This is a genomic window from Streptomyces sp. NBC_00029, from assembly GCF_045160505.1.
Classification (GTDB): Bacteria; Actinomycetota; Actinomycetes; order Streptomycetales; family Streptomycetaceae; genus Streptomyces.
The window spans coordinates 6,921,996-6,944,572 of the sequence record NZ_CP108292.1; the positions used below are offsets into that span (position 1 = coordinate 6,921,996).

Here is a 22,577-nt window from a genome sequence, read left to right on the forward strand (position 1 = left end):
GCCCCGGCTCGTGCCTGCCCCGGGCGCCCCTCTCGCAGCAGACTCTGCGACATGAACGACGACGAGCCGGACAACCACCCAGAAGGCCATACCCGTCGCGCCCGTCACACCCGTCATGCCTGCCGCGCCCCTCACCGCCGGGAACCCGGCCCGGTCAGACGGGGTCCGGGCGCAGGGAACGCCAGATGTGGTCGGGGAGGTAGCGGGCAGCCTCGGTGAGGTCGATCTCGTAGGTACTGGACAGCCAGCGCCGCGCGGCCTCGGCGAGCGGGCCCATGACCAGTACCTCGACCACGGGAGCCGGCAGCGGGGCGAGCTCGCCCCGCTGCATGCGCACCCCCAGCCACTGCATGATCGCCGCGAACTTCTCCGCCTTGGCCGCGCCGATCTCCTCGGCGTGGGCCACCAGGTAACCGGAATAGGCGGAGGCGTGCAGGAACAGCGCCACGTCACGGTGTTCCTGAGTGAAGGTCAGATAGGCCGTGACCCACGCGCGCACACCGGTGCGGGCCGTGCGGCACCGGGTCAGCGCGGCGACCATGTCGTCGCACAGCTCGTCCATGCACCGGATGTAGAGGGCGGCGGCGAGGCCGTCGAAGCTGCCGAAGTGGTGGTAGAGGCTGCCGAGGCTGACCCCGCTGGCGGAGACCACCGCGTTCACGGTGAACCCCTGCTGGCCGGACTCGGCGAACACCCGCAGCGCGGTGGTCAGGAGCAGGTCGACGGTGGCCTCGCCACGCTGTTGCTTTGGAGACATGGTGCGGTCCCGTCGGTGTGTTCCCGGTGCGTCCCGAAATCGGTGCCGACGAGCCTAGCAACTCCCGGAAACCGGAAGACCTTTCCGAAAGGGCACTCCAGGGCGTGATCGGCAGGACACCCTCTAGGGCTTGGTGGAGCGCTCGTACAGGGCGCGGACGCCGTCGCCGAAGCGGACGCTGTACGAGGTCTCGTCGTCCCCGCCCCCGTCGCGGCCGCCAATCACCCCGATCAGGGTGCTGCGGTCGGTCAGGACCGGGCCCCCGCTGCTGCCGTTGGGCACGTCCGCGCAGTCCAGCCGCACCTGCGTCGGCCCGGCCGGCACGGCGGTGTTCCGGCACTCCAGCGGCTGCTCGGAGATGTTCGGGTAGCCCACGACCCGGGCCGGCGCGGGCAGTTCGGTGCCGAAGCCCATGGTCTGGGCCCCCGTGACGTCCTCCAGCCGCTGCCCGGGGTAGCCGGGCCGGCGCAGCCGGACGAAGGCGATGTCGTGGTCGGGGTCCTGGTCCCGCGTCCAGCGCGGGTCCACGTCGATCCGCGTGGGCACCCAGACGCCGAACGGGGCCACCCCGTCCCGGTAGCCGGGGGCGAAGGCGAGGTTGGTGCGGAAGCCGCCGCCGTACACGCAGTGCGCGGCGGTGGCGATGAGGTCGCCGCCGGGGGAGTGCACCACGACGGCCGAGCAGTGGTGGTCGGGGTCGCCGTCGCCGCCGGGGGAGAAGAGCGCGCCGATCGCGGGCTCGGCCGGGGCCGGCCGGGCCTCCAGCGGGTCGGAGGGCTGCCATCCGGTGCGCCGCCAGTTCACCGAGCCGCCGTCGGCGAAGGCCCTGCCGTCCGTCGGCTGCTCCAGTTCCTCCCGGACGATCCCGTCCAGCACCGCGGCCGCCGTCCTGTCGGCGCGCTCGGGGTCCTGCTGGTAGATCCCCCGGGCCGGATCGCCGTCCGCCCGGTTGGCGGCGATGCCGCGCAGCTCCCAGGCGACGAATCCGACGCCCGCGAGGACCACGGTGCACAGGAGGCCGACGGCCACGGAACCCCGTGGGGCCACCCGGCCCCGCTCCCGTTCCCGCTCGTCAGCCTTGCCGACCATGTGCTGCTCCCCGCCCCAGACGCTTTCCGACTCTTCGTTCGATGGGGGACCAGTGGTCGGGGTTCCGGGCGGGGGACGTGTCCGTGCTCACAGCCCCCGCCGTCCGTACCCCGCCTGCCGAGACGTTCTCCACGTCCCGTCCCGCGCGTGGACGCCGAACTCGGCGTTCCATGGCCCCTGTTACCCCCGCCGGGCTATGGTGCCGGGCGGGGGACGACTGCGCGAGGGGGGCGGGGCTGCGATGCGTTTTCTCTTTGTCCACGGCACGGGGGTACGGCGCGAGCGGCACGACAGGCTGTTCGCGCTGGTCCGGCAGCGGCTCACGGCCGGATTCCCCGGAACGTCCGTCGAGTCCTGCTACTGGGGCGACCGGTTCGGCGCCACCCTCGGCGCGGGCGGCGTCTCCGTCCCCGGACTGCGCCCCGGCCCGCAGCACACCGACGCGCCCGACCCCGCGGACGCGGAGACGGCCGAGTGGGCGCTGCTGCTCGCCGACCCGCTGTGCGAGCTACGGGTCCTGGCCGAGGCGGGGTGGGAGGGCGCGGCCGGCGATGACCGGTACGACGGGGACGACGGGGACGATCCCTTCGCGATGCCCGGCGTGCAGTCGGCCGGGGCCCGGGTGCTCGGGCTGCTGGAGGACCTGCCTCCCGAGCCGCCGCGCACCGGGGACGAGCTCGGCGCCCTGCTGCACGGCACCGGCCTCGCCGCGGACTTCGCCGCCGCCCTGGACTGCGTCATCCGCTCCGCCGAAGCCGCCCGGGCCGGGGCGCGTGCCACCGGCGAACCGCAGGCCCGCGAGGTGGCCACCGCCCTCGCCCGGGCCGTGACCGCCGCCACCCTGACCGCCGCCGTCGCCGCCGACGAGGCCGACTGCACCGGAGCCGAGCGCGACCGCCTCGTCGAACTGCTCACCACCCGCCTCGGCGGCGACGGCCGCGTTCCCGGCGCCCGCGCGGCCGCCGTCCTGGGCCGGCTGGCCCAGCGGGTCACCACCCAGCCCCTGCTCAACGCCCGGCGCGGCTCCCTGACCGTCGGCGCCACCCCCGTGCTCGGCGACATCCTGCGCTACCAGTCCCGCGGCCACGAGCTGCGGGAGTTCCTGCACGCCCGGATCACCGCCGCCCCGGGACCGACCGTACTCATCGGCCACAGCCTCGGCGGGATCGCCCTGGTGGACCTCCTCACCCTCGCCGCCGCCCGCGGCGAGGCCGTCCCCGGGGCGGAACTGCTGGTCACGGTCGGCTCCCAGGCCCCGTTCCTCCACGAGCTCGGCGCGCTGACCGCGCTCGAACCCGGCGCGAAACTCCCGTACGGCTTCCCGCGCTGGCTCAACGTCTACGACCGCCACGACGTGCTCTCCTACCTCGCCGCGCCGGTGTTCCCCGGCGACGCCCGTGTCACCGACCACGAGATCCGCAGCCGGCAGCCCTTCCCGGCCTGCCACAGCGCCTACTGGAAACAGGACGCCCTCTACGAGCGGATCGAACAGGCGGTGACCGAGGCGGGGATCGGGTGAATCCCGCCGGCCTCCTGCCCCCGGCCCTCGGCCCGCAGCGCACCTTCGCACTCGTCGCCGGGGTCGAGCGCTACGACATCAGCCCCCGCTGGAACCTGCGCGGTCCGGCCCGCGACGCGCTGCGCTTCGCCCGGTGGCTGACCGGCCCCGGCGAGGTGCCGCCCGGCAACGTACGGCTGCTGCTGTCGCCGCTCGACGAACCGGGTGACCTCGACTGGACGGACTCCCCGGCGATGACCGCCCTGCGCACCGCGTACCGGCCGGCGACCGAGAAGCACGTCAAGCAGGCGCTGCTCGAGGAACTCCCGGACTGCGACGGCGACCTGCTGTGGATCTTCTGGGCCGGACACGGCTACCTCGGGCCGCACCAGGAGCTGATGCTGCCCTGCGCCGACGCCAGCACCAAACTGATCAGACACCTCAACCTCGACTCGGCGCTGCGCTGGTGGCGCACCGACCTCGTCAAACAGCGCCGCTTCCCGCTGCAGGCCGCACTCGTCGACTCCTGCCGGGTCCACGCGCCGCGCGACGGCCGGCTGAACTTCGGCAACAACGACTACGGCGGCGGAAGCTGGGTCCCGGGCCGACGGCAGTTCCGGCTCTACGCCTCCCGCGAGGGCGAGGTGGCCCAGAACGATGCCGAGCGCGGAGCGGGCCGCTTCACCGAGGCCCTGCTCGGCGAACTCGGCGGCAGGTCGGTTCGGGAGAGCGTCGGCGGGCTGCCCGGCGCCGCCCTCAGCATCCACCGCACCTTCCAGGAGCTGCGCGAGCGCGGCGAGGGCTGGCAGCTGCCGCAGTTCATCGTGGACCGCAACTGGGACGCCTGCTCCTTCCTCGACGACGAGCCGTCCGGGGCCGGACCGGCAGGGGCGGCCGGGTCCGCCCGCCTCGACCAGGTGGCCTGGGACGGGCTCGGCGATCTGTTCGAGGGCCGCGAACTGCCGCGCTGCGCCTACGAGGCCTACGCCTGGGCGTTCAAGGTGGCGGGCTGCACCACCCCGGCGCGCGGCGGCCTGCCCGCGGGCGGCCTGCTGGAGGTGGTCCAGGACCTGGACGAACGCCAGGGCGGGCACGGCGGGATGCCGCTGGCGGTGCCCTTCGTACGCTTCCTCGCGGACCGGGCCGCCGCGGCCGGCGACGCGAGGTGGGCGCCCCGGCTGCTGGACTGGGTGCGCGCCACGCGCGAGCGCCTCGCCCTGCCGGTGCTGCCGCCGCCCCCGCCACCGGCCCGCCGCAGGATCCTGCACGTCCGGCTGGAGGCACCGCCGGGCGGGGAGCCCGGCTTCCTGGCCCGGATGTGGCTGCGGGGCGAACGGACCGAACACATATGGGAGTCGGAGGGGCGCCCCGTCGCACTGGACGAGGTCCGGGAGGAACTCGTACGGCAACTGACCCTCGTCGCAGGCGCGGCGGACCACGCCGCGGTGGACCGCGTCGAGTTCCACGTGCCCTACGAGCTGCTGGACGCCGACTTCGACCAGTGGCCGGTGCCCCGCGGACCGGCCGGCCGGCTCCGCGCCCTCGGCCTGCTTCACCAGGTGGTGGTGCGCTGCCCGCAGGAGCGGTCGGACACGCGCGCCGAGTGGCACGCCACCTGGCGCTGGCTGCACGACCGGGGCGGCCGGCACCGCGACGCCGTACGGGTCGTGACGGACGCCGAGGTCACGGACATGCTCGGGATGGAACTGGCGGCGGGGCCGGAGCCCGCCTGCGTGCTCGCGCACACCACGGCCGCCCCGCACGCCGGACTGCTGGAGGCCGTGCTCGAAGGCGGCCTCCCGGTGGCCGTGTGGCGGCGCGGGGGCGGCCCGCCCGCGCCCGCCCTCCTCGAACTGCTGGCCCCGGCCGGGCCGGACGGCCGCCCCGACGCGGGCGCACTGGACGTTTTCACGCTGCCCGCACGCGTGCGGGAGGTGCGCCGGGCGGCCGCGAGCGCCGCCGCGGGCGCTGCGCACGCCTGTCAACCTCCCGCGGGGGGAGACCGGTTGGTGCTCCTGTGGGACGATCCCGACGACGTGCCGGGCCTCCGGTCCCTGGCCTGACCCCGATCACCGATCACCGACCACAGACCGCCGACGGACGGCGAGAGCGAAGAGGGAGGCAGGGGCAGTGGTGAAGGACTGGTGGCTGTACCACGGGAGCGGCGAGGGCGCGGACCGGCGTGCCCGCCTGGAGGCCGGATCCCCGCCACCCTGGCGGGATTTCACCGGAGCACCCGACCCGGGATACGCGCCGCCCGGCTGCTCGGGAGCGGCCTGGGAGCGCACCCGGCAGCGCGGCGAGGGATACGTACCCGACGAGCCCGAGAAGGACGTCGTCAACACGGCGCTGCACCTGCGCAGGCCGTTGCTGGTCACCGGGAAGCCGGGCGTGGGCAAGTCCACGCTCGCCCACAGCATCGCCGCCGACCTGAACCTGGGACCCGTACTGCACTGGCCGATCACCAGCCGGACCGTGCTGCGCGACGGGCTGTACCTCTACGACGCCATCGGGCGCCTCCAGGAGGCCGGGCTGGAGCAACTGCGCACCCCCGGCGCGCTGCCCCGGCCGGTCGTGCCCGCACCGGCGCCCGTGCCCGCGTCCTTCCCCGTGTCCGTAGAGGACGTTCGCTCCGCCCCGTCGATCTCCCGCTACCTGCGCCTCGGACCGCTCGGCACCGCCCTGCTGCCGCAGGACCGCCCCCGCGTGCTGCTCGTCGACGAGATCGACAAGAGCGACATCGACCTCCCCGGCGACCTCCTCACCGTCTTCGAGGACGGCGGCTTCCAGATCCCCGAACTCGCCCGCCTCGCCCAGGAGGACCCCACCGTCGCCATCGGCACCGACGACGACCCCGACACGGCCGTACGGATCACCCAGGGCCGCGTCCAGTGCCGCTACTTCCCCGTCGTCGTCCTCACCAGCAACGGCGAACGCGACTTCCCGCCCGCCTTCCTGCGCCGTTGCGTCCGCCTCCACCTGGAGCCGCCCGGACCGGACAAGCTCGCCCGGATCGTGCGCCGCCGGCTCGGCATCGACATCGGATCCGGCGAGGAGCACGAGGAGTACCAGGACCTCGTCCAGGCCTTCCTCGACCGCGGCGAGGACGGGGACCTGGCCACCGACCAGCTCCTCAACGCCATCCAGCTCCGTCTCGCAGGTGCCTGGTCGGCGCCCTCCGACCGGGGACGCTTCCTCGACACCGTCATGCAGCACCTGACCGGGCCCACGGCGTGATCGAGAAGCTGCTCGCGGCCCTCGCCGACGGCGCCGACGGCAGCGTCCCGCGCACCGGTGTCGGGGCGGAGGAGATCGCCGACATCCTGTGGCTGGCGGCCAGGATCGATGCCGGCGGCGAGGACCGCCCGTCCGCGGACCCCGCCGCCGGCCCGCCGGGGGAGCAGCCGCCGCTCCCGGACCCGCTGCCCCCCGGGGCCGGTGCTCCTCCACCCGGGCCGGTCACCCCGGCCCAGGGTGAGCCGGCCGTCCGGCTCTTCCCGGCCGCCCCCCGCGGCCCCGCCGGGAAATCCGCGGACGAAGGCACCGAGCGCCGGGGCTCGCCCCTGCGACTGCCCCGGGCCGCCTCCCTCGACGACCCGCTCGCCCTCATGCGCGCCCTGCGGCCCGTCGGCCGGCGCTCCATCGGCGGCCCCGGGGAGGAACTGGACGAGCAGCTCACCGTGGAACGCAGCATCGAACGGATGGTGACGACCCCGGTCCTGCGCCCCGCCGAGAGCCGATGGCTCGACCTGGCACTGGTCGTGGACACCCACCACTCCATGCTGCTCTGGGCGGACCACGTCGACGAGGTCCGCCGGGCCCTGACCCGCAGCGGGGTCTTCCGCGACGTCCGCACCTGGCGGCTGACCGGCACCGGTGCCGGCGCCACCCCGATGCTCACCGGCGGCCACGGCGGCCCGCCCCGCAACCCCCTGGAACTGGCCGACCCCGCGGGGCGCCGCCTGATCCTCGTGGTCTCCGACACCGTCGCGGGCGGCTGGCGGGAGGCCCCCGTGCAGGGTGTGCTGCGGCACTGGTGCGCGCACAACGCCGTGGCCGTCCTGAACGTCCTGCCCGAACGGCTGTGGACGCGCGGCGCCGTCCGGCCCGCCCCCTTCGCCGTCCGCGCCGAGCGGCCGGCCGCCGCCACCCGCTCCTGGCAGCGGATGCCGGTCGCCCGCCGCGCCCGCGGTGCCCGCCGCCCGGCCGCCGCGGCAGTCGTCCCGGTGGTCGGCGTCGCCTCCGCAAGCCTGGCCCGGCTGGTGCGGGTGGTCTCCGGGGACGGCCGGTGGCGGCGGCTGGCGTGCCTGCGCCTGGACGCCGTGGCGGGCGCCGCGAGCGCCCCGCAGGATGCCGACCCCGGCGGCGGGCTCAGTGCCCTCGCGGTCGTGGAGCGGTTCCGGGCGAGCGCCTCCCCGACCGCCCAGCAGCTCGCCGCCCACCTGGCCGCCGTACCGCTCACGCTGCCGGTGATGACCCTCGTCCGGCGCTCCATGCTGCGCGACTCGGAACACGGCCACCTCGCGGAGGTCGCCCTCGGCGGGCTCTTCGAGCCCTGGGCAGCCGGACGGGACGCGGCGGAGGCGGAGTTCGAGTTCCTGCCCGGCGTGCGGGAGGCCCTGCTCGGCTCGCAGCTGCGCGGGGACGTCGCAGCCGTACGGGAGTTGGTGCGCGGCCGGGTCTGGGAGTACATGTCCCGCAACCGCGGTACCGGGCCGGACTTCTCCGCGACCCGGGTGACCACGGGCCGCGAGGGCCGCCGTCGGGTGGCGCAGGAGGCCCTGCCCTTCGCGGCCCGCCCGGCGCAGGACCCGGGCCTGGCCGACCGGGTCGTCCGGGTCCGCCACGACGCGCTGCCCGAGCCGCAGGAGGTCGGCATCCTGCTGACGCCGCGCCTGGTCCTCACGGTCGGGGACGGGCCCTTCGCCCCCGGCGCGGTGGTGTGGGTGCGCCCCGGCGACCGGGAGATCCCCTGCCGCCCGGTGTGGTGGGACGAGGCCGTGCCCCGGATGATGCTGCTCCGGGCCGAAGAGGACCTGGTGGATCCGGCCCTCTGCGCGGAGCCGCTGCCCTGGATGCCCGCGGACCGCGAGCCGGCCCGGGTCCGGATCGACGGCCGCACCGACCAGGGGGACCCGGTCGCGCTGACGGCTGCGCCGACCCCGCACGACGGCGCCCGCAACGGCGAACTCGTCCGGCTCTCCGCGGACCCGGAGAGCTGGACGCACTTCCGCGGCGGCCCCGTCTCCGTGGACGGCGTGCTGGCCGGCGTCGTCCACACGGTCTGGCCCCACCGCATGGTCTTCCTGCGGGCGGAAGCCCTGCTGGGTCAGCCCGGATTCCGCGCGGTGCTGGAGGATCCCGGGCAGCCGGCGGGCCCGGCAGCGGGGACGGGCACCGGGGTGTGCCTGGCGGTGCTGCCCGGCGATGACGGCACGTACCCGGTGGGGAGCTCGCCGAAGGCGGAGACGCGCGACATGCTGGCCGAGCTCATGACGCGGGCCGGCGTCGGCGGGCGGCTGACCGGCGGCGAGGGGGACGCGCCGCTGCTGGTCGCCCTGGACGCGCCGGGCGCCCACGGGAAGGCGGGCCGGCTCCTGCGGGAACTGCCCGCGGTCATGGCGGGATACGGCTACCGGCGGATGGCCGGCATGCACCCCTCCCTCGCGGTGGCCGTCGGCGCCGGGCCGGCCGAGACGGGCCGGCTGGCGGGACGGCCGGCGGTCGCGGAACTGCTGCGGCGGACGGCATCCCCCGGATCCCTCGTCCTCGCGGTCTCCGACCGCCTGTACGAGGACCTGGGCGACCTGATGGGGTTCCCCGCCCGGATCTCCCTGGAGCGGCTGGGCGCCAGGGGCGAGGGCTGGGTCTGCGCCGACGACCATCCTCTCGTCGAGATTCTCGGGCAGGTGCTGATGGAGTCCGACGCGCTCCTTGACGTGGCCGTCGGCTGGCCGACCTGCGGACTCGACGCCTCGGAGGCCGAGCCGTGGGCCTGCATCGGGATCCGGCTGCCCGGCCACGAGCGGTGCCTGGCGCATCTGGGCGCCGAGGAGCAGCGGGAGCACCTCGCCGCCCTGACACCGGGATCACCGGTGGACTTCCGGGGGACCACCTTCGACCACGGCCTGCTCCCACGGCTGCTCACGGCGCTGGAGCCGCGCGGCCCGGGACCCGTCCGGGTGGGGCCGGCGTCCTTCGACCGGGCCTATTTCGTGGACGACTGGAACCGGGCGGACATCGAGTTCGCGGACCGTGCCTCCTTCGTCCGGGCCGTGTTCGGGGGCCGGGCCGGATTCGCCGGAGCCACCTTCCGCGGGCCGCTCTCCCTCGACGGCGCGGTGTTCCAGAACGCCGGTGACTTCGGACTGAGCCGTTTCCACCGTGCGGCCACGTTCCGCCGGACGCGCTTTCGCGGATCCGCGGGGTTCAAGGAGGCGGTCTTCCTGGACGACGTCTCCTTCGGCCGGGCCGTGCTGGAGGCCTCCGCCGATCTGTACGGGGTGCAGGTGGCCGGTACGGCGGACTTCTCCCGCACCGCCTTCGGCGGCCTGGCCGGGATGAGCGCGGCCGGCTTCGCCGGGCCCGTCTCCTTCGCGTCCGCGACGTGGGGGCGCGGGCTGCTCTGCAACGGCGCCGTGTTCGAGGGGCCGGCGGACTTCGCGGGGGCCGCCTTCCGCGGCAGGGTCGGCTTCGAAGGCGTGCGCTTCGAAACGGTCCCCGACTTCACGGGCGGCGGGCCGGGCGGCTGGAACATCGAGGAGTGCCCGGACGGCACCTGGAACATCCGGCTGATCACCACCGACGCGGGATGACCTGCTGCCCGGGCCGAGCCCCTCACACCCCGCTGTGCGAGGCCTCCAGCTGCCGCTCCGGCCGGTCGCCCGGCACCGGCAGGCTCGCCTCGATCTCGTCCAGGGCACGGCGGGCCGTGGCGATCCTGGCCCGTACGTCGGGCTCCGCGCCCGGCGCCGGGGTGCGGTTCGCCTCGTCCTCCATCTCGCGTGCCTCGTCCAGGGAGTTGAGGACGACGCCGATCAGCACGTTCACCAGGACGAAGGAGGCGAGCAGCGCGTAGGAGGCGTAGTAGATGATGCTCAGCCGGGAGATCTGCAGCCCGGCGCGGACCGCGTCGGTCAGGCCGTCGAGCGTGGTCAGAAGGAAGAGCGTGAGCATCGCGCGGCCCACCGAGCCGTAGTGCCCGGGGTCGGACTCGGCGAAGCAGACCCACCCGACCATGGCGTACACGTACAGCACCAGCGCGCCGATGAACAGGAAGCTGGCGGTGCCCGGCAGGCTGCGGCCCACCGCGATCAGCAGGATGCGCAGGTGCGGCAGGAAACGGGCGGTGCGCAGGACGCGGGCGAGGCGCAGCAGCCGCAGCAGGGTGGCGTTCTCGCGGACGAGCGGGATGAAGGCGCTGGCCACGACCGCGAGGTCGAAGAGGTTCCACGGGTCGCGGAAGAATGCTTTCGGCCGGTCGGCGCACGCGCCCACGCGCAGCAGGATCTCCAGGGTGAACAGGGCCAGGCAGCAGTTCTCCGCGCCCTGCAGCACGAGCCGGTACTCCGAGGCGAGCCCGCTGTACGTCTCCACCCCCATCAACGCGGCGTTGAAGAGGATCGCGCAGAAGACGACCATCCCGAAGGCGGGGGCCTCCGTGGCCACCCGGCATCGGGCTGCCAGCTTCATCCGACCACGTCCGGCCGGCTTCGGGTCTGTCATCGTGCTCCTCGTGCTCTCGACTGCGCCGCGGGCGAAGTGGCGGCCCACCCCTCTAACGCCCCGGGGGCGATCGGGTTTCACCCCTTTCCGCCCCGCCGATGCGCCGAACCGACCAGGATCGGGCAGGTCAGGGCGGGTGGGGGGCGCGGCCGGCCGGGACGGGATCAAGTGCGTTGAGTGAACAGTCGGTTGATCCACGGGTGGAGCGGGCCGTCGGCGCATATGCTCGCCTCGTACACCCGCACTCCGTACATCCGTACATCGTGCACGTGTGCTTCCGTACATCTCGCAGCCGTTAGGGGACCGCGCCGTGAGTGTCCGTATTCAGCCTTCCTCCCAGGTCGACGAGAGCGCCGAACTCGGTGAGGGAACCACGATCTGGGATCTGGCGCAGATCCGCGAGGAAGCCCGGCTCGGGCGCGGGTGCATCGTGGGACGCGGGGCGTACGTAGGGCCCGGCGTACGGATCGGCAACCATGTGAAGCTGCAGAACTACGCACTCGTCTACGAGCCCGCGGAGCTCGGCGACGGGGTCTTCATCGGCCCCGCGGCGGTGCTCACCAACGACTTCTACCCGCGTGCGGTCGACCCCGACGGCGCGATCAAGCGCGACGGCGACTGGGAGCCGGCCGGGGTCGTGGTCGCCGAGGGGGCCTCGCTCGGGGCCCGTTCGGTGTGCGTGGCCGGGGTGCGCGTGGGGCGCTGGGCGCTCGTGGCGGCCGGCGCCGTGGTGTCCAGGGACGTGCCGGACTTCGCGCTCGTCGCGGGTGTGCCGGCCCGGCGGATCGGCTGGGTCGGCCGGGCCGGAGTCCGGCTGGTGGAGCGCGAGGGCGAGGCGGGCACCTGGGAGTGCCCGCGCACCGGAGCGCTGCACGAGGAGAAGGACGGCACGCTCATCGAGCGAACCTGACGGAATGTCGGCAATTTAGGGCACCGGCATTTCCTCAAAACCACAATCAACGAACATCCGCGGGCATAACGTGTCCCTGCACACGGGATCTGAGCAGGCAACAGGCCATGTTCAGTGGGGGGTTGTGTACGACGAGGGCACCGAGGGTACTGCCATGTCCGGCGCGGGCACACCGCGCCTGCGGGCACTGCCGTTCACGCGTGTCCCGGTCCGAGGCATCGCTGGGGGGATCCAGACGGCAGCCTTCGGACGGTTCGTGCCGGTGGCGTGACATCGCCGCGGGCGCGGAGGCCGTCATGCGCAGTCCCCCTCCACGGAGTGACGACCGCCAGGTCCGTCCGAGGAGAACGATCAGAGGGGGTAGGTGTGTTGGAGCCGTACAGCTCGGACATACGGGGTGCGGGGAGCACCAGGGGATTCGGGGTGGGGACCCGATGACCATCACACGATTAGCGGCACTGGCCGACGAGGACGCGTCACTGCACGCCCTCGCCGAGCGGCTGCTCGCGCTGGCCGAGGCAGGGCTTCCCGCGATGTACCTGCCGGAGGCCGAGAACTTCGTGTTCACCAGGGCGGGAGTCATCTCGCCCGACGGCGCCCGCGGCCTGGAGCAGCGGGGAACGAGCACCCGCTACGCGGCCATCACCGCACTGGGCGCCCGCTTCCTGCCCGAGGACCGGCAGCGCGCGCTGTTCGGTGGGCGCTCCGCCGCCGAGTTCACGGGCGTGCTCGTGGACCGGCTCGCGGGGGTGGTGAACCTCGGCGACGCGGCGCTCATCGCCTGGGCCGCCGCGGAGACCGGACATCCGAAACTGTCCGACGCGCTCGACCGGGTGGCCGCGCTGGACGTACCGGGCCGGCCGCAGTACACGGTCGAGGCGGCCTGGGTGCTCTCCGCCCTCACGGCCGCGCGCGCCGTGGTGGACGTGGAGGAGCGCCTCGCGGCGGCCCGGAAGCGGCTGCTGGCGGCGAGGGTCGGCGACAGCCCGCTCTTCCCGCACGCCACCGCGCCCGGACTGGTCCCCGGCTACCGGTCCCACGTGGCCTGTTTCGCCGACCAGACCTATCCGCTGCAGGCACTGGCCCGGCTGCACGCGAGCGGCGACGACCTCGAGGCCCTCGCGGCCGCCGACGCCTGCGCCGCCCGCATCTGCGACCTGCAGGGCGACGGCGGACAGTGGTGGTGGCACTACGACGCCCGCGAGGGCGGCGTGATCGAGGGCTACCCGGTCTACAGCGTCCACCAGCACGCGATGGCCCCCACCGCCCTGTTCGACGTGGCCGAGGCCGGCGGTACGGACTTCGGCGCGGCCATCCGCCGCGGGCTGCGCTGGATGACCGACGTGCCCGAACTCGCCGGGCCCTTCGGGACCCCGCGGGAGCCGATGATCCGCGAGGACTTCGGCGTCACCTGGCGCAAGGTCTACCGCGGCGACCCGAAGAAGGCCGTCCGGGCCGCCCGCGGGCTCACCACCCGCGTCGCCCCGCACGCCCGGCTCGCACCGCTCGACCGGATCTTCCGCCCCGGCGCGGTGGACCGCGAGTGCCGTCCGTACGAGTTCGGCTGGATGCTCTTCGCCTGGCTCGGGGGACCCCAGAGATGACACGACGACAGTCCCTCTTCGGGGTCCCGCTGGACCCGCTGACCATGGACGAGACCGTGCAGCGCTGCCTCGACGCGGTGCGCCGCGGCGAGCAGATCGAGATCGGCATGGTCAACGCCGCCAAGCTGGTCAACATGCGCCGCGACCCCCTCCTCGCCGAGGCGGTCGCCGGATGCGACCTCGTGCTGGCCGACGGCCAGGCCGTGGTCTGGGCCGGCCGGGTACTGGGCGTGCGGCTGCCCGAACGGGTCGCGGGCATCGACCTGTTCATGCGGCTGCTCGCCGCCGCCGAGGTGGCGGACATCCCCGTCTACCTGCTCGGGGCCCAGGAGGACGTCCTGGAGATGATGCTCGGGCAGATCTCCGAGCGCTTCCCCAAGCTCCGGGTGGCCGGAAGCCGCAACGGCTACTTCGGCGACGGCGACCAGGAGTCGATCGCGGACGCCATCGCCGACAGCGAAGCGCGGCTGCTGTTCCTCGGCATGACCTCGCCCAAGAAGGAGATCTTCACCGCCGGCTACGGCAAGCGCACCGGCGCCCACGTCGTCCACGGAGTGGGCGGCTCCTTCGACATCCTCGCCGGCATCACCAAGCGGGCCCCCCTGGTCTGGCAGCGGATGGGACTCGAATGGTTCTACCGCACCCTCCAGGAGCCGCGCCGACTCGGCAGGCGCTACCTCACCACCAACGCCGCCTTCCTCGTCATGACGGTCCGGGAACTCATCCGCCGCACACCGTCCGCCCCTTCCGCGAACAGGAGTTACTGATGCGCGTCGTCGTCGTGGGACAGGGATACGTCGGACTGCCGCTGGCCATCCGGGCCGCCGAGGTCGGACACCAGGTGATCGGTTACGACGTGGACTCCCGGCGGGTCAAGAGCCTCGCCGCCGGTGAGTCGTACGTGGAGGACGTCTCCTCCGAACGGCTGGCCCGCGCGCTGGCGCGCGGCACCTACCGCGCCAGCGAACTGGCCCGGGACTGCGGCGGCTTCGACGTCGCCGTCGTCACCGTCCCGACGCCCTTACAGGACGGGGCTCCCGACCTGCGCTACATCGAGGAGTCGGCGCACACCCTGGCCCGCTTCCTGCGCCCGGGTGCCACCGTGATCCTGGAGTCCACCACCTACCCGGGCACCACCGAGGAGCTGTTCGCACCGATCCTGGAGGACGGCTCCGGGCTCACCGCGGGCGAGGACTTCCACCTCGGCTACAGCCCCGAACGCATCGACCCGGGCAACACCGTCTGGGGCTTCCAGCAGACCCCCAAGGTGGTCTCCGGCGTCGACGCCCGCTCGCTGAAGGCCGTCGAGGCCTTCTACGGGGACCTCGTCGACACCACCGTGCCGGTGCGCTCCCCCAAGGAGGCCGAGCTGGCCAAACTGCTGGAGAACACCTTCCGCCACGTGAACATCGCCCTCGTCAACGAGATCGCGATGTTCGCCCGCCACCTGGACATCGACGTCTGGCAGGCCATCGAGGCGGCGTCCAGCAAGCCCTTCGGCTTCATGAAGTTCACCCCCGGCCCGGGCGTCGGCGGCCACTGCCTGCCGATCGACCCCTCCTACCTCAACTGGCGGGTGCAGCGCGAGCTCGGCCAGAACTTCCGCTTCGTCGAACTCGCCAACGACATCAACAACCACATGCCCGAGTACGTGACGCGCCGCGTGATCGACGCGCTCAACGCCAAACGCCGCTCGGTCAACGGCTCCAAGGTCCTGCTGCTGGGCCTCGCCTACAAGAAGAACACCGGCGACGCCCGGGAGTCGCCCGCCGTCCGCATCGCCCAGCTGCTCCTCGACATGGGGGCCAAGGTCCGCGCGGCCGACCCCCACGTGGTGGAGAGCATCAAGGTCGACGCCCGCCTGGTGCGGGTCGAGCCGACCCGCAAGGAGCTGGCGGCCGCCGACGTGGTCGTCCTGCTCACCGACCACGACTCCTTCGACTACCAGATGGTCACCGAGCACGCCTCCTACGTACTCGACTGCCGCAACCGGGTCTCCGGACCCACCGTGGAGGTGCTCTGACCCCGTGACCAGAATCGTCTGCGTGGCCGGCGCCCGGCCCAACTACATGAAGATCAAACCGGTGATGGACGCACTGGAGCGCCGCGGCGCCGAGGTGATCCTCGTCCACACCGGACAGCACTACGACGCGTCCATGAACGACGTGTTCTTCCGCGACCTCGGCATCCGGCCGCCCGACCGGTACCTGGGGGCCGGATCCGGCAGCCACGCCCAGCAGACCGGCCGGGTGATGGCCGCCTTCGAGCCGCTGATCGACGAACTGGCTCCGGACGCCGTCGTGGTGGTCGGCGACATCAACTCCACCCTGGCCTGCGCCCTGGTCACCGCGAAGGCCGGCCCGCTGCTGGCCCACGTGGAGGCCGGGCTGCGCAGCCGGGACTGGAGCATGCCCGAGGAGGTCAACCGGGTCGCCACCGACCGGCTCAGCGACTACCTGCTGGCGCCCTCGCCCGACGCCGCCGTGAACCTGCGGGCGGAGGGCTACCGCGAGGACCAGATCCACGTCGTCGGCAACGTCATGATCGACACTCTCCTCGCCAACCTGGACCGGGCCAGGCAGTCCGACGTCCTCGACCGGTACGGGCTCACCCGCGGCGGATACGGCCTGGTCACCCTGCACCGGCCGGCCAACGTGGACGATCCCGGGGCGCTGCGCGGCCTGCTCAAGGCCCTGGGCGAGATCGCCGACCGCTGTCCGCTGCTGCTGCCCGTGCACCCGCGGGCCGCCGAGCGGCTGGCCGAACTGGGCGTACCCGGCGGCATCCGGCTGGTCCCGGCCGCCGGATACCTCGACTTCATCGCGCTGCAGGACTCCGCCCGCGTGGTGCTCACCGACTCGGGCGGCATCCAGGAAGAGACCACCGCGCTCGGGGTGCCCTGCGTGACCCTGCGGGAGAACACGGAGCGCCCCATCACCGTCGAGGAGGGCACGAACGTGCTGGCGGGCACGGACCCGGAGCGCATCACGGCCACCGTGAACCGGGTCCTCGAGCATCCGCCCGCGCCGCGCTGCCCCGCACTCTGGGACGGCCGGGCGAGCGAGCGCATCGCCGCGGTCCTGCTCGACGGCCCGCCCGCGCACACCCGGCCGCGCCCGACCGACCTCGTCCCGCGCGAGGCGGCCACCGAACGACAGCACGTGCTGTAAACGCAAGGCGAAGGGGAAGACCATGGATCTCGCGGAGATCTGGCGGGTCATGCGCAGACGCTGGTACGTGCTGCTGCCCGGACTGCTGATCACGGCGGCGCTCACCGCCGGCGTGTACCTGCTGGTGCCGGTGGAGTACCGGTCGCAGAGCACGGTGACCCTGCTGAACTCGAAGAAGGCCACGGTGGCCTTCGACGGCAACCCCTTCCTGAGCACCCAGGCCTCGCTCACCGGGATGGCCGACGGCCTGGCCCGCAACCTCAACTCCGACGACGCCAAGGCCGACCTCAAGTCCCTCGGCCTCACCGGGGTGCACGAGGCGAAGATCGCCGACAACGCGCTGGGCCCCTACATGTGGCTCAGCGTCGAGGGGACCGATCCGGCCGCGGTGCTGAAGTCGGACGAGATCCTCACCACCTACGCCGAGAAGCGGCTGCTGGAGTTCCAGACCCAGCAGTCGGTGACGCCCGACGCCATGATCCGGATGGCGACGATCGTGCCCCCGCAGAAGCCGGAGGCGCAGACCAAGGCCAGGCTCCAGTTCCTGGTCATGGCGGGTGCGCTGGGCTTCGTACTCAGCCTGGTGGCGACCTTCTTCGTGGAGGCCCGCAAGCGCAGGCGGTCCTCGCCCGGCAGGCACCGGCCCGCCCCCGGCGAGGGCGTCGAGGGCGGTGAACCGGCCGCGGACGGCGCCGGCGACCCGACGGCCACCCTGCGCATGACCGTCGCCCAGCCGGCCGGCTCCGGCGCGGCCGGCTCCCGTACGCCCGGATCGCCGTGACCGGCCCCGCGGCGGACACCGAGAGCACCACCCCGGCGGCGCCCTCGCTGGGGCGCAAGGTCGGCTCCGCGGCCAAGTGGAGCCTCATCAACACCGTGGTCATGCGCCTCGGCAACTTCGCGACCGGCATCATCCTGGCCCGCTTCTTCCTCGGGCCCGAGGCCTGGGGCGTGTACGGCATCGCCCAGACCGTCCTGCTCGTCCTCCTCTCGGCGAACGAACTCGGCGTCTCGCTGGCCATCGTGCGCTGGGAGGGCGACCCGCGCCGCTTCGCCCCGACCGTCCTCACCCTCAGCGCCGCCTCCAGCTGCCTGCTGTACGCCGTGCTGTTCGCGGTGGCCCCCGCGGTGGCCGAGGTGCTCGGCTCGCCCGAGGCCTCCGGCGTCCTGCGGGTGATGTGCCTGTGCGTCATCCTCGACGGGCTCTCCCAGGTCCCCGCCGGCTTCCTCACCCGGGAGTTCGCGCAGGGCAGGCGGATGGCCGTCGACGGCCTCAACTTCGTGCTCAGCACCGCAGTCACCCTGCTGCTCGCCATCGACGGCTGGGGCGCGATGAGCTTCGCCTGGGGCTCCGTGGTGGGGAACGTGGCCGCGCTCATCGGCTGCTGCATCGCCGCGCCCGGCACCCTGAAGTTCGGCTGGGACCGGGAACAGGCCCGCGCACTGCTCCGGTTCGGGCTCCCGCTCGCCGGAGCCAGCATGCTCGCCCTCGGCGTGGTCAACGTGGACACCATGGTGGTCGGATCGGTCCTGGACCCCCTGGCCCTCGGCTTCTACGTGCTCGCCTTCAACATCTCCGGCTGGCCCGTACGCATCATCTCCGAAGCCGCCCGCCGGGTCTCCTTCGCGGGCTTCTCCCGGCTGGCCGACTCCCCGCAGGCGCTGGCCGCCGGCTTCAGCCGGGCGCTCGGCGTCGTGATGGCGGGCACCGTACCGATCTGCGTCCTGCTCGCCGCACTCGCGGCCCCCGTCGTGGAGCTCGTCTACGGTGAACGCTGGCTGCCCGCCGCCCGCGCCCTGCCCTGGCTGATGGCCCTCGGTCTGGTCCGCATCGGCTGCGAACTCGCCTACGACTGCCTGGTGGCCATCGGTCGGCGCCGCTCGCTCATCGGCGTCCAGGGACTCTGGCTGATCATCCTGATCCCCGTCCTCGTGATCGGCGCCCGCGGCGGCGGGATCGTCGGGGTGGCCCAGGGGCACGTGCTGGTCGCCGGAGTCGTCGTGGTCCCGGTGTTCCTCCTCGCCCTGCACCGCGGGGGCATCCGCCTGGGCACCGTCGCCCGGGCCTGCGCCTGGCCGCTCCTCGGCGGCGTCGTGATGGCCGCCGTACTCCTCCTCCTGGAGCGGTACCTGGGCGACAGCGTGCTCGCGCTCCTGGCCACCGGAGCCGCCGGCACCCTCTGCTACGTCCTGTGCGTCCTGCCCGGCCGCGCATTACTCAAGGGATAGGCAGCCGTGACACAGCACCGAAGGCGCCTGACGGCATGGCTGCTCGCCGGAGTGGTCCTGGCCGTCGTCCTCACCCTCTACCGGGCGGACCGCACCGCCATGAACGAGCACGAGGCGGCGCCCGGCGCCACCGGGAGCGCCGCACCCTCCGCCACGGCGCCGCCCGCACCGTCGAGCCCGCCGGCCACCTCCGCCCCGCCGTCCCCGACCGCCTCGCCGGGGACGGGCGAACCGCCGCCGGCAAGCTCCGCCCCGCCCTGCACCTCGCCCGGCACCTGCGGGTTCCCCGACGCGAGCACCACCGGCCCGCGCATCGACCTGGAACGGCACGACACCGGGAACATGTCCGTCAAGAAGGACGGCATGGTCATCAAGGGCTGGGACATCCGCGGCTCCCTCGACATCTACGCCAACGACGTCACCGTCATCGACAGCCGGATCACGTCGACCAACTGGTGGGGCATCAACCTGCGCCCCGGCTTCAGCGGACTGAAGGTCCTGCACACCACGATCACCGCCGTCCCGGGCAAGGGCCCCGACAACGGAGGCGTCAACTACGCCGTATCGAACATGGGCGGCAGCTCCATCGAGGTCGGCTGGTGCGACATCTCGGTCTTCGGCAACGCCCTGTCCATGGGCCAGGGGGACCTGCACGACAACTACGTCCACGACCTCGTCGCCTTCCGCAACCAGGGCGGCGAATGGCAGCACACCGACGCCGTCATCAGCGGCGGCGGCAACAAGGGCCGGCTGACCATCCGCCGCAACACGCTGCTGAACTCCACAGCGGTGGACAAGGGCGCCACCGCAGCCGTCGGCCTGTTCGCCGACACCGGAGTGGTCTCCTCCGTGGTCGTCGAAGGGAACTGGCTGGCCGGGGGAGCGTACGCCCTCTACGGCGGCGGCCCGGGCGCCACCGGCATCCAGGTCACGGACAACGTCTTCTCCACCCAGTACCACCCGGCGAGCGGGGCCTACGGCACGGCCACCGCCTGGAACGCGGGCGGCGCCGGAAACGTGTGGAAGGGCAACCGCATGTCCGACGGCAGACCCGTCGAGCCCCCACCCGCCTCCTGACCACCGAGAGGACCGACAGGACATGATGCGCCGGATCGCGCGGGCCCCCTGGGAACTGCTCAAGCGGACCTTCGGCTGGCTCGTTCTCTTCGAAGCCAGGAACAAGGTCCTGCTGGCCCCCTCGGCCCTGCGGCTGCGCCGCTTCGAGGACGCCGAGACCCGCCGGCTCGGCGCCGTCCTCGGCGAGCCCCCGGCCGCCCTGGTCGCCACCGTCATCCCCACCCACCGGCGCCCCGAGGCACTGCGCGCGGCCGTGCGCAGTGCCCTCGGCCAGACGGCCCGCGACCAGGTGGTCATCGTCGTCGACGACGGCGCCGGACTGCCGGAACTGCCCGAGGACCCAAGGCTGTTCGCGGTGTCCCTGGCCCGCAACACGGCGACCGCCGGGGTCGTGCGCAACGTCGGCATCCGGCTGACACGATCGCGCTACGTGGCCTTCCTCGACGACGACAACCTGTGGGAGCCCGACCACCTGGAACAGGCCCTGGCCGCGCTGGAGCCGCCCGGCGGGCCCGACGCCGTCTACACCGCCCTGCGCAGGGTGCTGCCCGACGGCACGGACCGGGACGTCCTGTCCGTGCCCTTCGACCGCCGCCGCGCCGCACACGAGGCCTTCCTCGACACCAACGCCTTCGTGGCGCGGCGCAACCGCTCCCTGTACTTCAGCCGGCTGCGCCGCACCCCCGAGGTGCTGCCCCGCGAGGACTGGGAACTCGTCCGCCGCTACGGGCGCCGCCACGAGGTGCGCCACCTGCCCCGGGCGACCGTCCGCTACCTGGTCAACCCGGACAGCTTCTGGACCCGTTGGGACGGAGCGGCGGGCAGCACATCTACCTAGGGCGACGGTTCCTCGTACGTGATGCCGTGCCGCCCGGCGATCACGTTCAGCCGGGCCGGGTCCAGCCCGCCCCCCACGGTGAGCCGCGGCCCGGCCTCGATCATGTCCTCGACGAAGCATTCCCAGCCGCCCGGCGAGGAGATCTGCAGGACCCGCGGCGGCCCGCCGGGACCGGGACGCAGCGCGTGCGGTACGCCGTGGGGGAGCAGTACGAACTGCCCGGCGGTCAGGGTTTGGGAGCGGTGCCCGATGTCGACGAGGAGCTCGCCGTCGAGCACGTACACGCCCTCGTCCGCGCCGTGGTGGGTGTGGCGGGGGATCTCCCGCGCCAGTACCACTTCGAGGAGGGAGAAGCGTCCCTCGGTGTCCCCCGTGGCCGCCTTCACCGAGAAGGCGGGCGGCAGCGGGATCCGGCCCGGCCGGGCCTCTCCCGCATCGAGGAGGACGAAGCGTTCGTGGGGCATGGGTGTGGTCCTTCCGGAAGCGGTGACGGAACGCGGCGGGGGGCGGGCCCGGGCTCAGCGGGCCTGCCGGATCCCGCGGCGCCAGACGGCGGCGATCGCGCCCAGGGCCCGGACCCCGTGCGTGGGGTCGCCCTCCACGAGCAGCAGGTCCGCACGCAGCCCCGGGGCGATCCGGCCCCGGTCGGCCAGCCCGAAGTGGCGGGCCGGCAGGACCGTCGCGGCGGTCAGCGCCTCCTGCGGGCGCAGCCCGCCGTCCCGCGTGAGAAGCGCCAGTTCACGGTGGAGGCCCGCGCCGTGGGCGGGCGCGAACGGGGTGGCGTCCGTTCCGGCGAGCAGCGGGACGCCGGCCTCGCGCAGCGCGCGGAGCGCGCCGACGGCGGCCGGGTACCGGCCGGGGGGCACACAGGCCGCGCCCCCGGCCGCCTGGGCGTCGACCGCCTCGAAGTACGCGAGCGTGGACACGACGAACACGCCCTGGTCGCGTACGCGCCGGGCGAGGCGCCCGGAAGCCGCGTCGTCCGGGCCGAGGTCGGCCCACACGTGGGCGAGCCCGTCCACCCCCGCGTCGAGTGCGGTGACCACGTCGGCGGCGGTGACCGCGTGCGCGACGACCCGGAGCCCGGCCGCACGGGCGGCCGAGGTCAGGGCGGCCGCGACCGCCGGGGACATGACGGGCAGATCGTCGCCGTGCACCGTCCCGTCGTCGATGACGAGCTTGAGGAAGTCGCTGCCCTCGGCGAGCCGCGCCTTCACGAAGTCCGCGGCCTGCGCCGCAGCGGTCACGAAGTCGATCTCCGTCACGTCCCGCGGGTCGAGCAGCGTGCCGGTCAGCGCGGCGAGCAGCTGGGTCGGGTGGCCGCCGGGTGCGGTCGCCAGCGTGCCGGCGCTGCGCAGATCGGCGACGTCGTCGCGGCCGGCCGCGAGCCGCCGGTGCCGGGCGAGGGGGCGCGGCAGGCAGAACATGTCGATCTCGGTGGTGACCCCGTGGCGCAGGGCCTCGGCGAGACTGCCGTCGAAGACGTGGGTGTGCGCGTCGATCAGCCCCGGCAGCAGGGTCCTGCCCCGGCCGTCGACCTCGGCATCGGCGGGCCCGGAAGCGTCGCGGGCCTCGGGGGCGCAGACCGCCACGACGAGGTCGTCCTCCAGGATCACGTCCCGGACACCGGCACTGCGCTCGCCGTCGAAGACGCGGACGCCGTGGATCCGTGTACGCATG

18 protein-coding genes are annotated in these 22,577 nt (G+C 73.7%); 13 read left to right on the top strand and 5 right to left on the bottom strand.

Features of this window, described 5'->3' with window-relative positions:
• Window positions 1–154: 154 nt before the first annotated feature.
• Window positions 155–757, bottom strand: a complete 603-nt coding sequence (locus OG753_RS32135; RefSeq protein WP_401678163.1) for a TetR/AcrR family transcriptional regulator — start codon at window positions 755–757, stop codon at window positions 155–157.
• A gap of 123 nt (window positions 758–880) precedes the next feature.
• On the bottom strand, window positions 881–1,846 hold the full coding sequence (locus OG753_RS32140) for a trypsin-like serine peptidase (RefSeq protein ID WP_405791092.1): 966 nt from the start codon (window positions 1,844–1,846) through the stop codon (window positions 881–883).
• Window positions 1,847–2,087: 241 nt separating this feature from the next.
• On the opposite strand from OG753_RS32140, the gene OG753_RS32145 reads away from it, so the two are divergent.
• The 4 genes from OG753_RS32145 to OG753_RS32160 all read left to right on the top strand — a co-directional run bounded on the left by OG753_RS32145 (window position 2,088) and on the right by OG753_RS32160 (window position 10,159).
• Window positions 2,088–3,365, top strand: coding sequence for a hypothetical protein (locus OG753_RS32145; protein ID WP_405791093.1), 1,278 nt, complete (start codon window positions 2,088–2,090; stop codon window positions 3,363–3,365).
• Entirely contained in the window at window positions 3,362–5,407 is a 2,046-nt protein-coding gene (locus tag OG753_RS32150; RefSeq protein WP_405791094.1) for a hypothetical protein, read from the top strand. The genes OG753_RS32145 and OG753_RS32150 overlap by 4 nt, the downstream gene beginning before the upstream one ends.
• A gap of 70 nt (window positions 5,408–5,477) precedes the next feature.
• Complete coding sequence (locus OG753_RS32155; protein WP_405792893.1) at window positions 5,478–6,581, top strand: AAA family ATPase; 1,104 nt, start codon at window positions 5,478–5,480, stop codon at window positions 6,579–6,581.
• The gene (locus OG753_RS32160) at window positions 6,578–10,159 is read left to right on the top strand and encodes an SAV_2336 N-terminal domain-related protein (RefSeq protein ID WP_405791095.1); all 3,582 of its coding nucleotides are present in this window, start codon (window positions 6,578–6,580) and stop codon (window positions 10,157–10,159) included. Before OG753_RS32155 ends, OG753_RS32160 begins: the two co-directional genes overlap by 4 nt.
• A 22-nt stretch (window positions 10,160–10,181) precedes the next feature.
• Here OG753_RS32160 and OG753_RS32165 read toward each other — a convergent pair whose 3' ends face one another.
• The gene (locus tag OG753_RS32165; RefSeq protein ID WP_327265091.1) at window positions 10,182–11,069 is read right to left on the bottom strand and encodes an ion transporter; all 888 of its coding nucleotides are present in this window, start codon (window positions 11,067–11,069) and stop codon (window positions 10,182–10,184) included.
• Between the two features lie 310 nt (window positions 11,070–11,379).
• On the opposite strand from OG753_RS32165, the gene OG753_RS32170 reads away from it, so the two are divergent.
• The 9 genes from OG753_RS32170 to OG753_RS32210 all read left to right on the top strand — a co-directional run bounded on the left by OG753_RS32170 (window position 11,380) and on the right by OG753_RS32210 (window position 20,897).
• Window positions 11,380–11,979 carry an acyltransferase gene (locus OG753_RS32170; protein ID WP_327265092.1) on the top strand — a complete coding sequence of 200 codons (600 nt, stop codon included), beginning with the start codon at window positions 11,380–11,382 and terminating at the stop codon, window positions 11,977–11,979.
• 434 nt (window positions 11,980–12,413) lie between these two features.
• A complete protein-coding gene (locus tag OG753_RS32175) occupies window positions 12,414–13,583 on the top strand; it encodes a hypothetical protein (protein WP_327265093.1) in 1,170 nt (389 codons plus the stop codon).
• On the top strand, window positions 13,580–14,350 hold the full coding sequence (locus tag OG753_RS32180) for a WecB/TagA/CpsF family glycosyltransferase (RefSeq protein ID WP_327265094.1): 771 nt from the start codon (window positions 13,580–13,582) through the stop codon (window positions 14,348–14,350). The genes OG753_RS32175 and OG753_RS32180 overlap by 4 nt, the downstream gene beginning before the upstream one ends.
• Window positions 14,350–15,606, top strand: a complete 1,257-nt coding sequence (locus OG753_RS32185) for a nucleotide sugar dehydrogenase (protein WP_327265095.1) — start codon at window positions 14,350–14,352, stop codon at window positions 15,604–15,606. The genes OG753_RS32180 and OG753_RS32185 overlap by 1 nt, the downstream gene beginning before the upstream one ends.
• A gap of 4 nt (window positions 15,607–15,610) precedes the next feature.
• Complete coding sequence (wecB, locus tag OG753_RS32190) at window positions 15,611–16,753, top strand: non-hydrolyzing UDP-N-acetylglucosamine 2-epimerase (protein ID WP_327265096.1); 1,143 nt, start codon at window positions 15,611–15,613, stop codon at window positions 16,751–16,753.
• A gap of 22 nt (window positions 16,754–16,775) precedes the next feature.
• Window positions 16,776–17,534: a chain length determinant protein gene (locus OG753_RS32195; protein ID WP_405791096.1), complete on the top strand. Its 759-nt coding sequence runs from the start codon at window positions 16,776–16,778 to the stop codon at window positions 17,532–17,534.
• A complete protein-coding gene (locus OG753_RS32200; protein WP_327265098.1) occupies window positions 17,531–18,982 on the top strand; it encodes a lipopolysaccharide biosynthesis protein in 1,452 nt (483 codons plus the stop codon). Before OG753_RS32195 ends, OG753_RS32200 begins: the two co-directional genes overlap by 4 nt.
• A 6-nt stretch (window positions 18,983–18,988) precedes the next feature.
• On the top strand, window positions 18,989–20,059 hold the full coding sequence (locus OG753_RS32205; protein ID WP_405791097.1) for a hypothetical protein: 1,071 nt from the start codon (window positions 18,989–18,991) through the stop codon (window positions 20,057–20,059).
• 22 nt (window positions 20,060–20,081) lie between these two features.
• Window positions 20,082–20,897 (top strand): glycosyltransferase family 2 protein, encoded by an 816-nt coding sequence (locus OG753_RS32210; protein ID WP_405791098.1) that lies wholly within the window; start codon window positions 20,082–20,084, stop codon window positions 20,895–20,897.
• Here OG753_RS32210 and OG753_RS32215 read toward each other — a convergent pair.
• Entirely contained in the window at window positions 20,894–21,361 is a 468-nt protein-coding gene (locus OG753_RS32215) for a cupin domain-containing protein (protein WP_405791099.1), read from the bottom strand. The genes OG753_RS32210 and OG753_RS32215 overlap by 4 nt on opposite strands.
• A 54-nt stretch (window positions 21,362–21,415) precedes the next feature.
• Window positions 21,416–22,576 (bottom strand): amidohydrolase family protein, encoded by a 1,161-nt coding sequence (locus tag OG753_RS32220; RefSeq protein WP_405791100.1) that lies wholly within the window; start codon window positions 22,574–22,576, stop codon window positions 21,416–21,418.
• Window position 22,577 lies beyond the last annotated feature (1 nt).

Bases quoted from the DNA above. Each gene is read 5' to 3' on its own strand.
- OG753_RS32215 (WP_405791099.1), bottom strand. From the start codon at position 21,361: ATGCCCCACGAACGCTTCGTCCTCCTCGATGCGGGAGAGGCCCGGCCG.
- OG753_RS32140 (WP_405791092.1), bottom strand. From the start codon at position 1,846: ATGGTCGGCAAGGCTGACGAGCGGGAACGGGAGCGGGGCCGGGTGGCC.
- OG753_RS32220 (WP_405791100.1), bottom strand. From the start codon at position 22,576: ATGCGTACACGGATCCACGGCGTCCGCGTCTTCGACGGCGAGCGCAGT.
- OG753_RS32195 (WP_405791096.1), top strand. From the start codon at position 16,776: ATGGATCTCGCGGAGATCTGGCGGGTCATGCGCAGACGCTGGTACGTG.
- OG753_RS32165 (WP_327265091.1), bottom strand. From the start codon at position 11,069: ATGACAGACCCGAAGCCGGCCGGACGTGGTCGGATGAAGCTGGCAGCC.
- OG753_RS32185 (WP_327265095.1), top strand. From the start codon at position 14,350: ATGCGCGTCGTCGTCGTGGGACAGGGATACGTCGGACTGCCGCTGGCC.
- OG753_RS32180 (WP_327265094.1), top strand. From the start codon at position 13,580: ATGACACGACGACAGTCCCTCTTCGGGGTCCCGCTGGACCCGCTGACC.
- OG753_RS32145 (WP_405791093.1), top strand. From the start codon at position 2,088: ATGCGTTTTCTCTTTGTCCACGGCACGGGGGTACGGCGCGAGCGGCAC.
- OG753_RS32135 (WP_401678163.1), bottom strand. From the start codon at position 757: ATGTCTCCAAAGCAACAGCGTGGCGAGGCCACCGTCGACCTGCTCCTG.
- OG753_RS32210 (WP_405791098.1), top strand. From the start codon at position 20,082: ATGATGCGCCGGATCGCGCGGGCCCCCTGGGAACTGCTCAAGCGGACC.
- OG753_RS32175 (WP_327265093.1), top strand. From the start codon at position 12,414: ATGACCATCACACGATTAGCGGCACTGGCCGACGAGGACGCGTCACTG.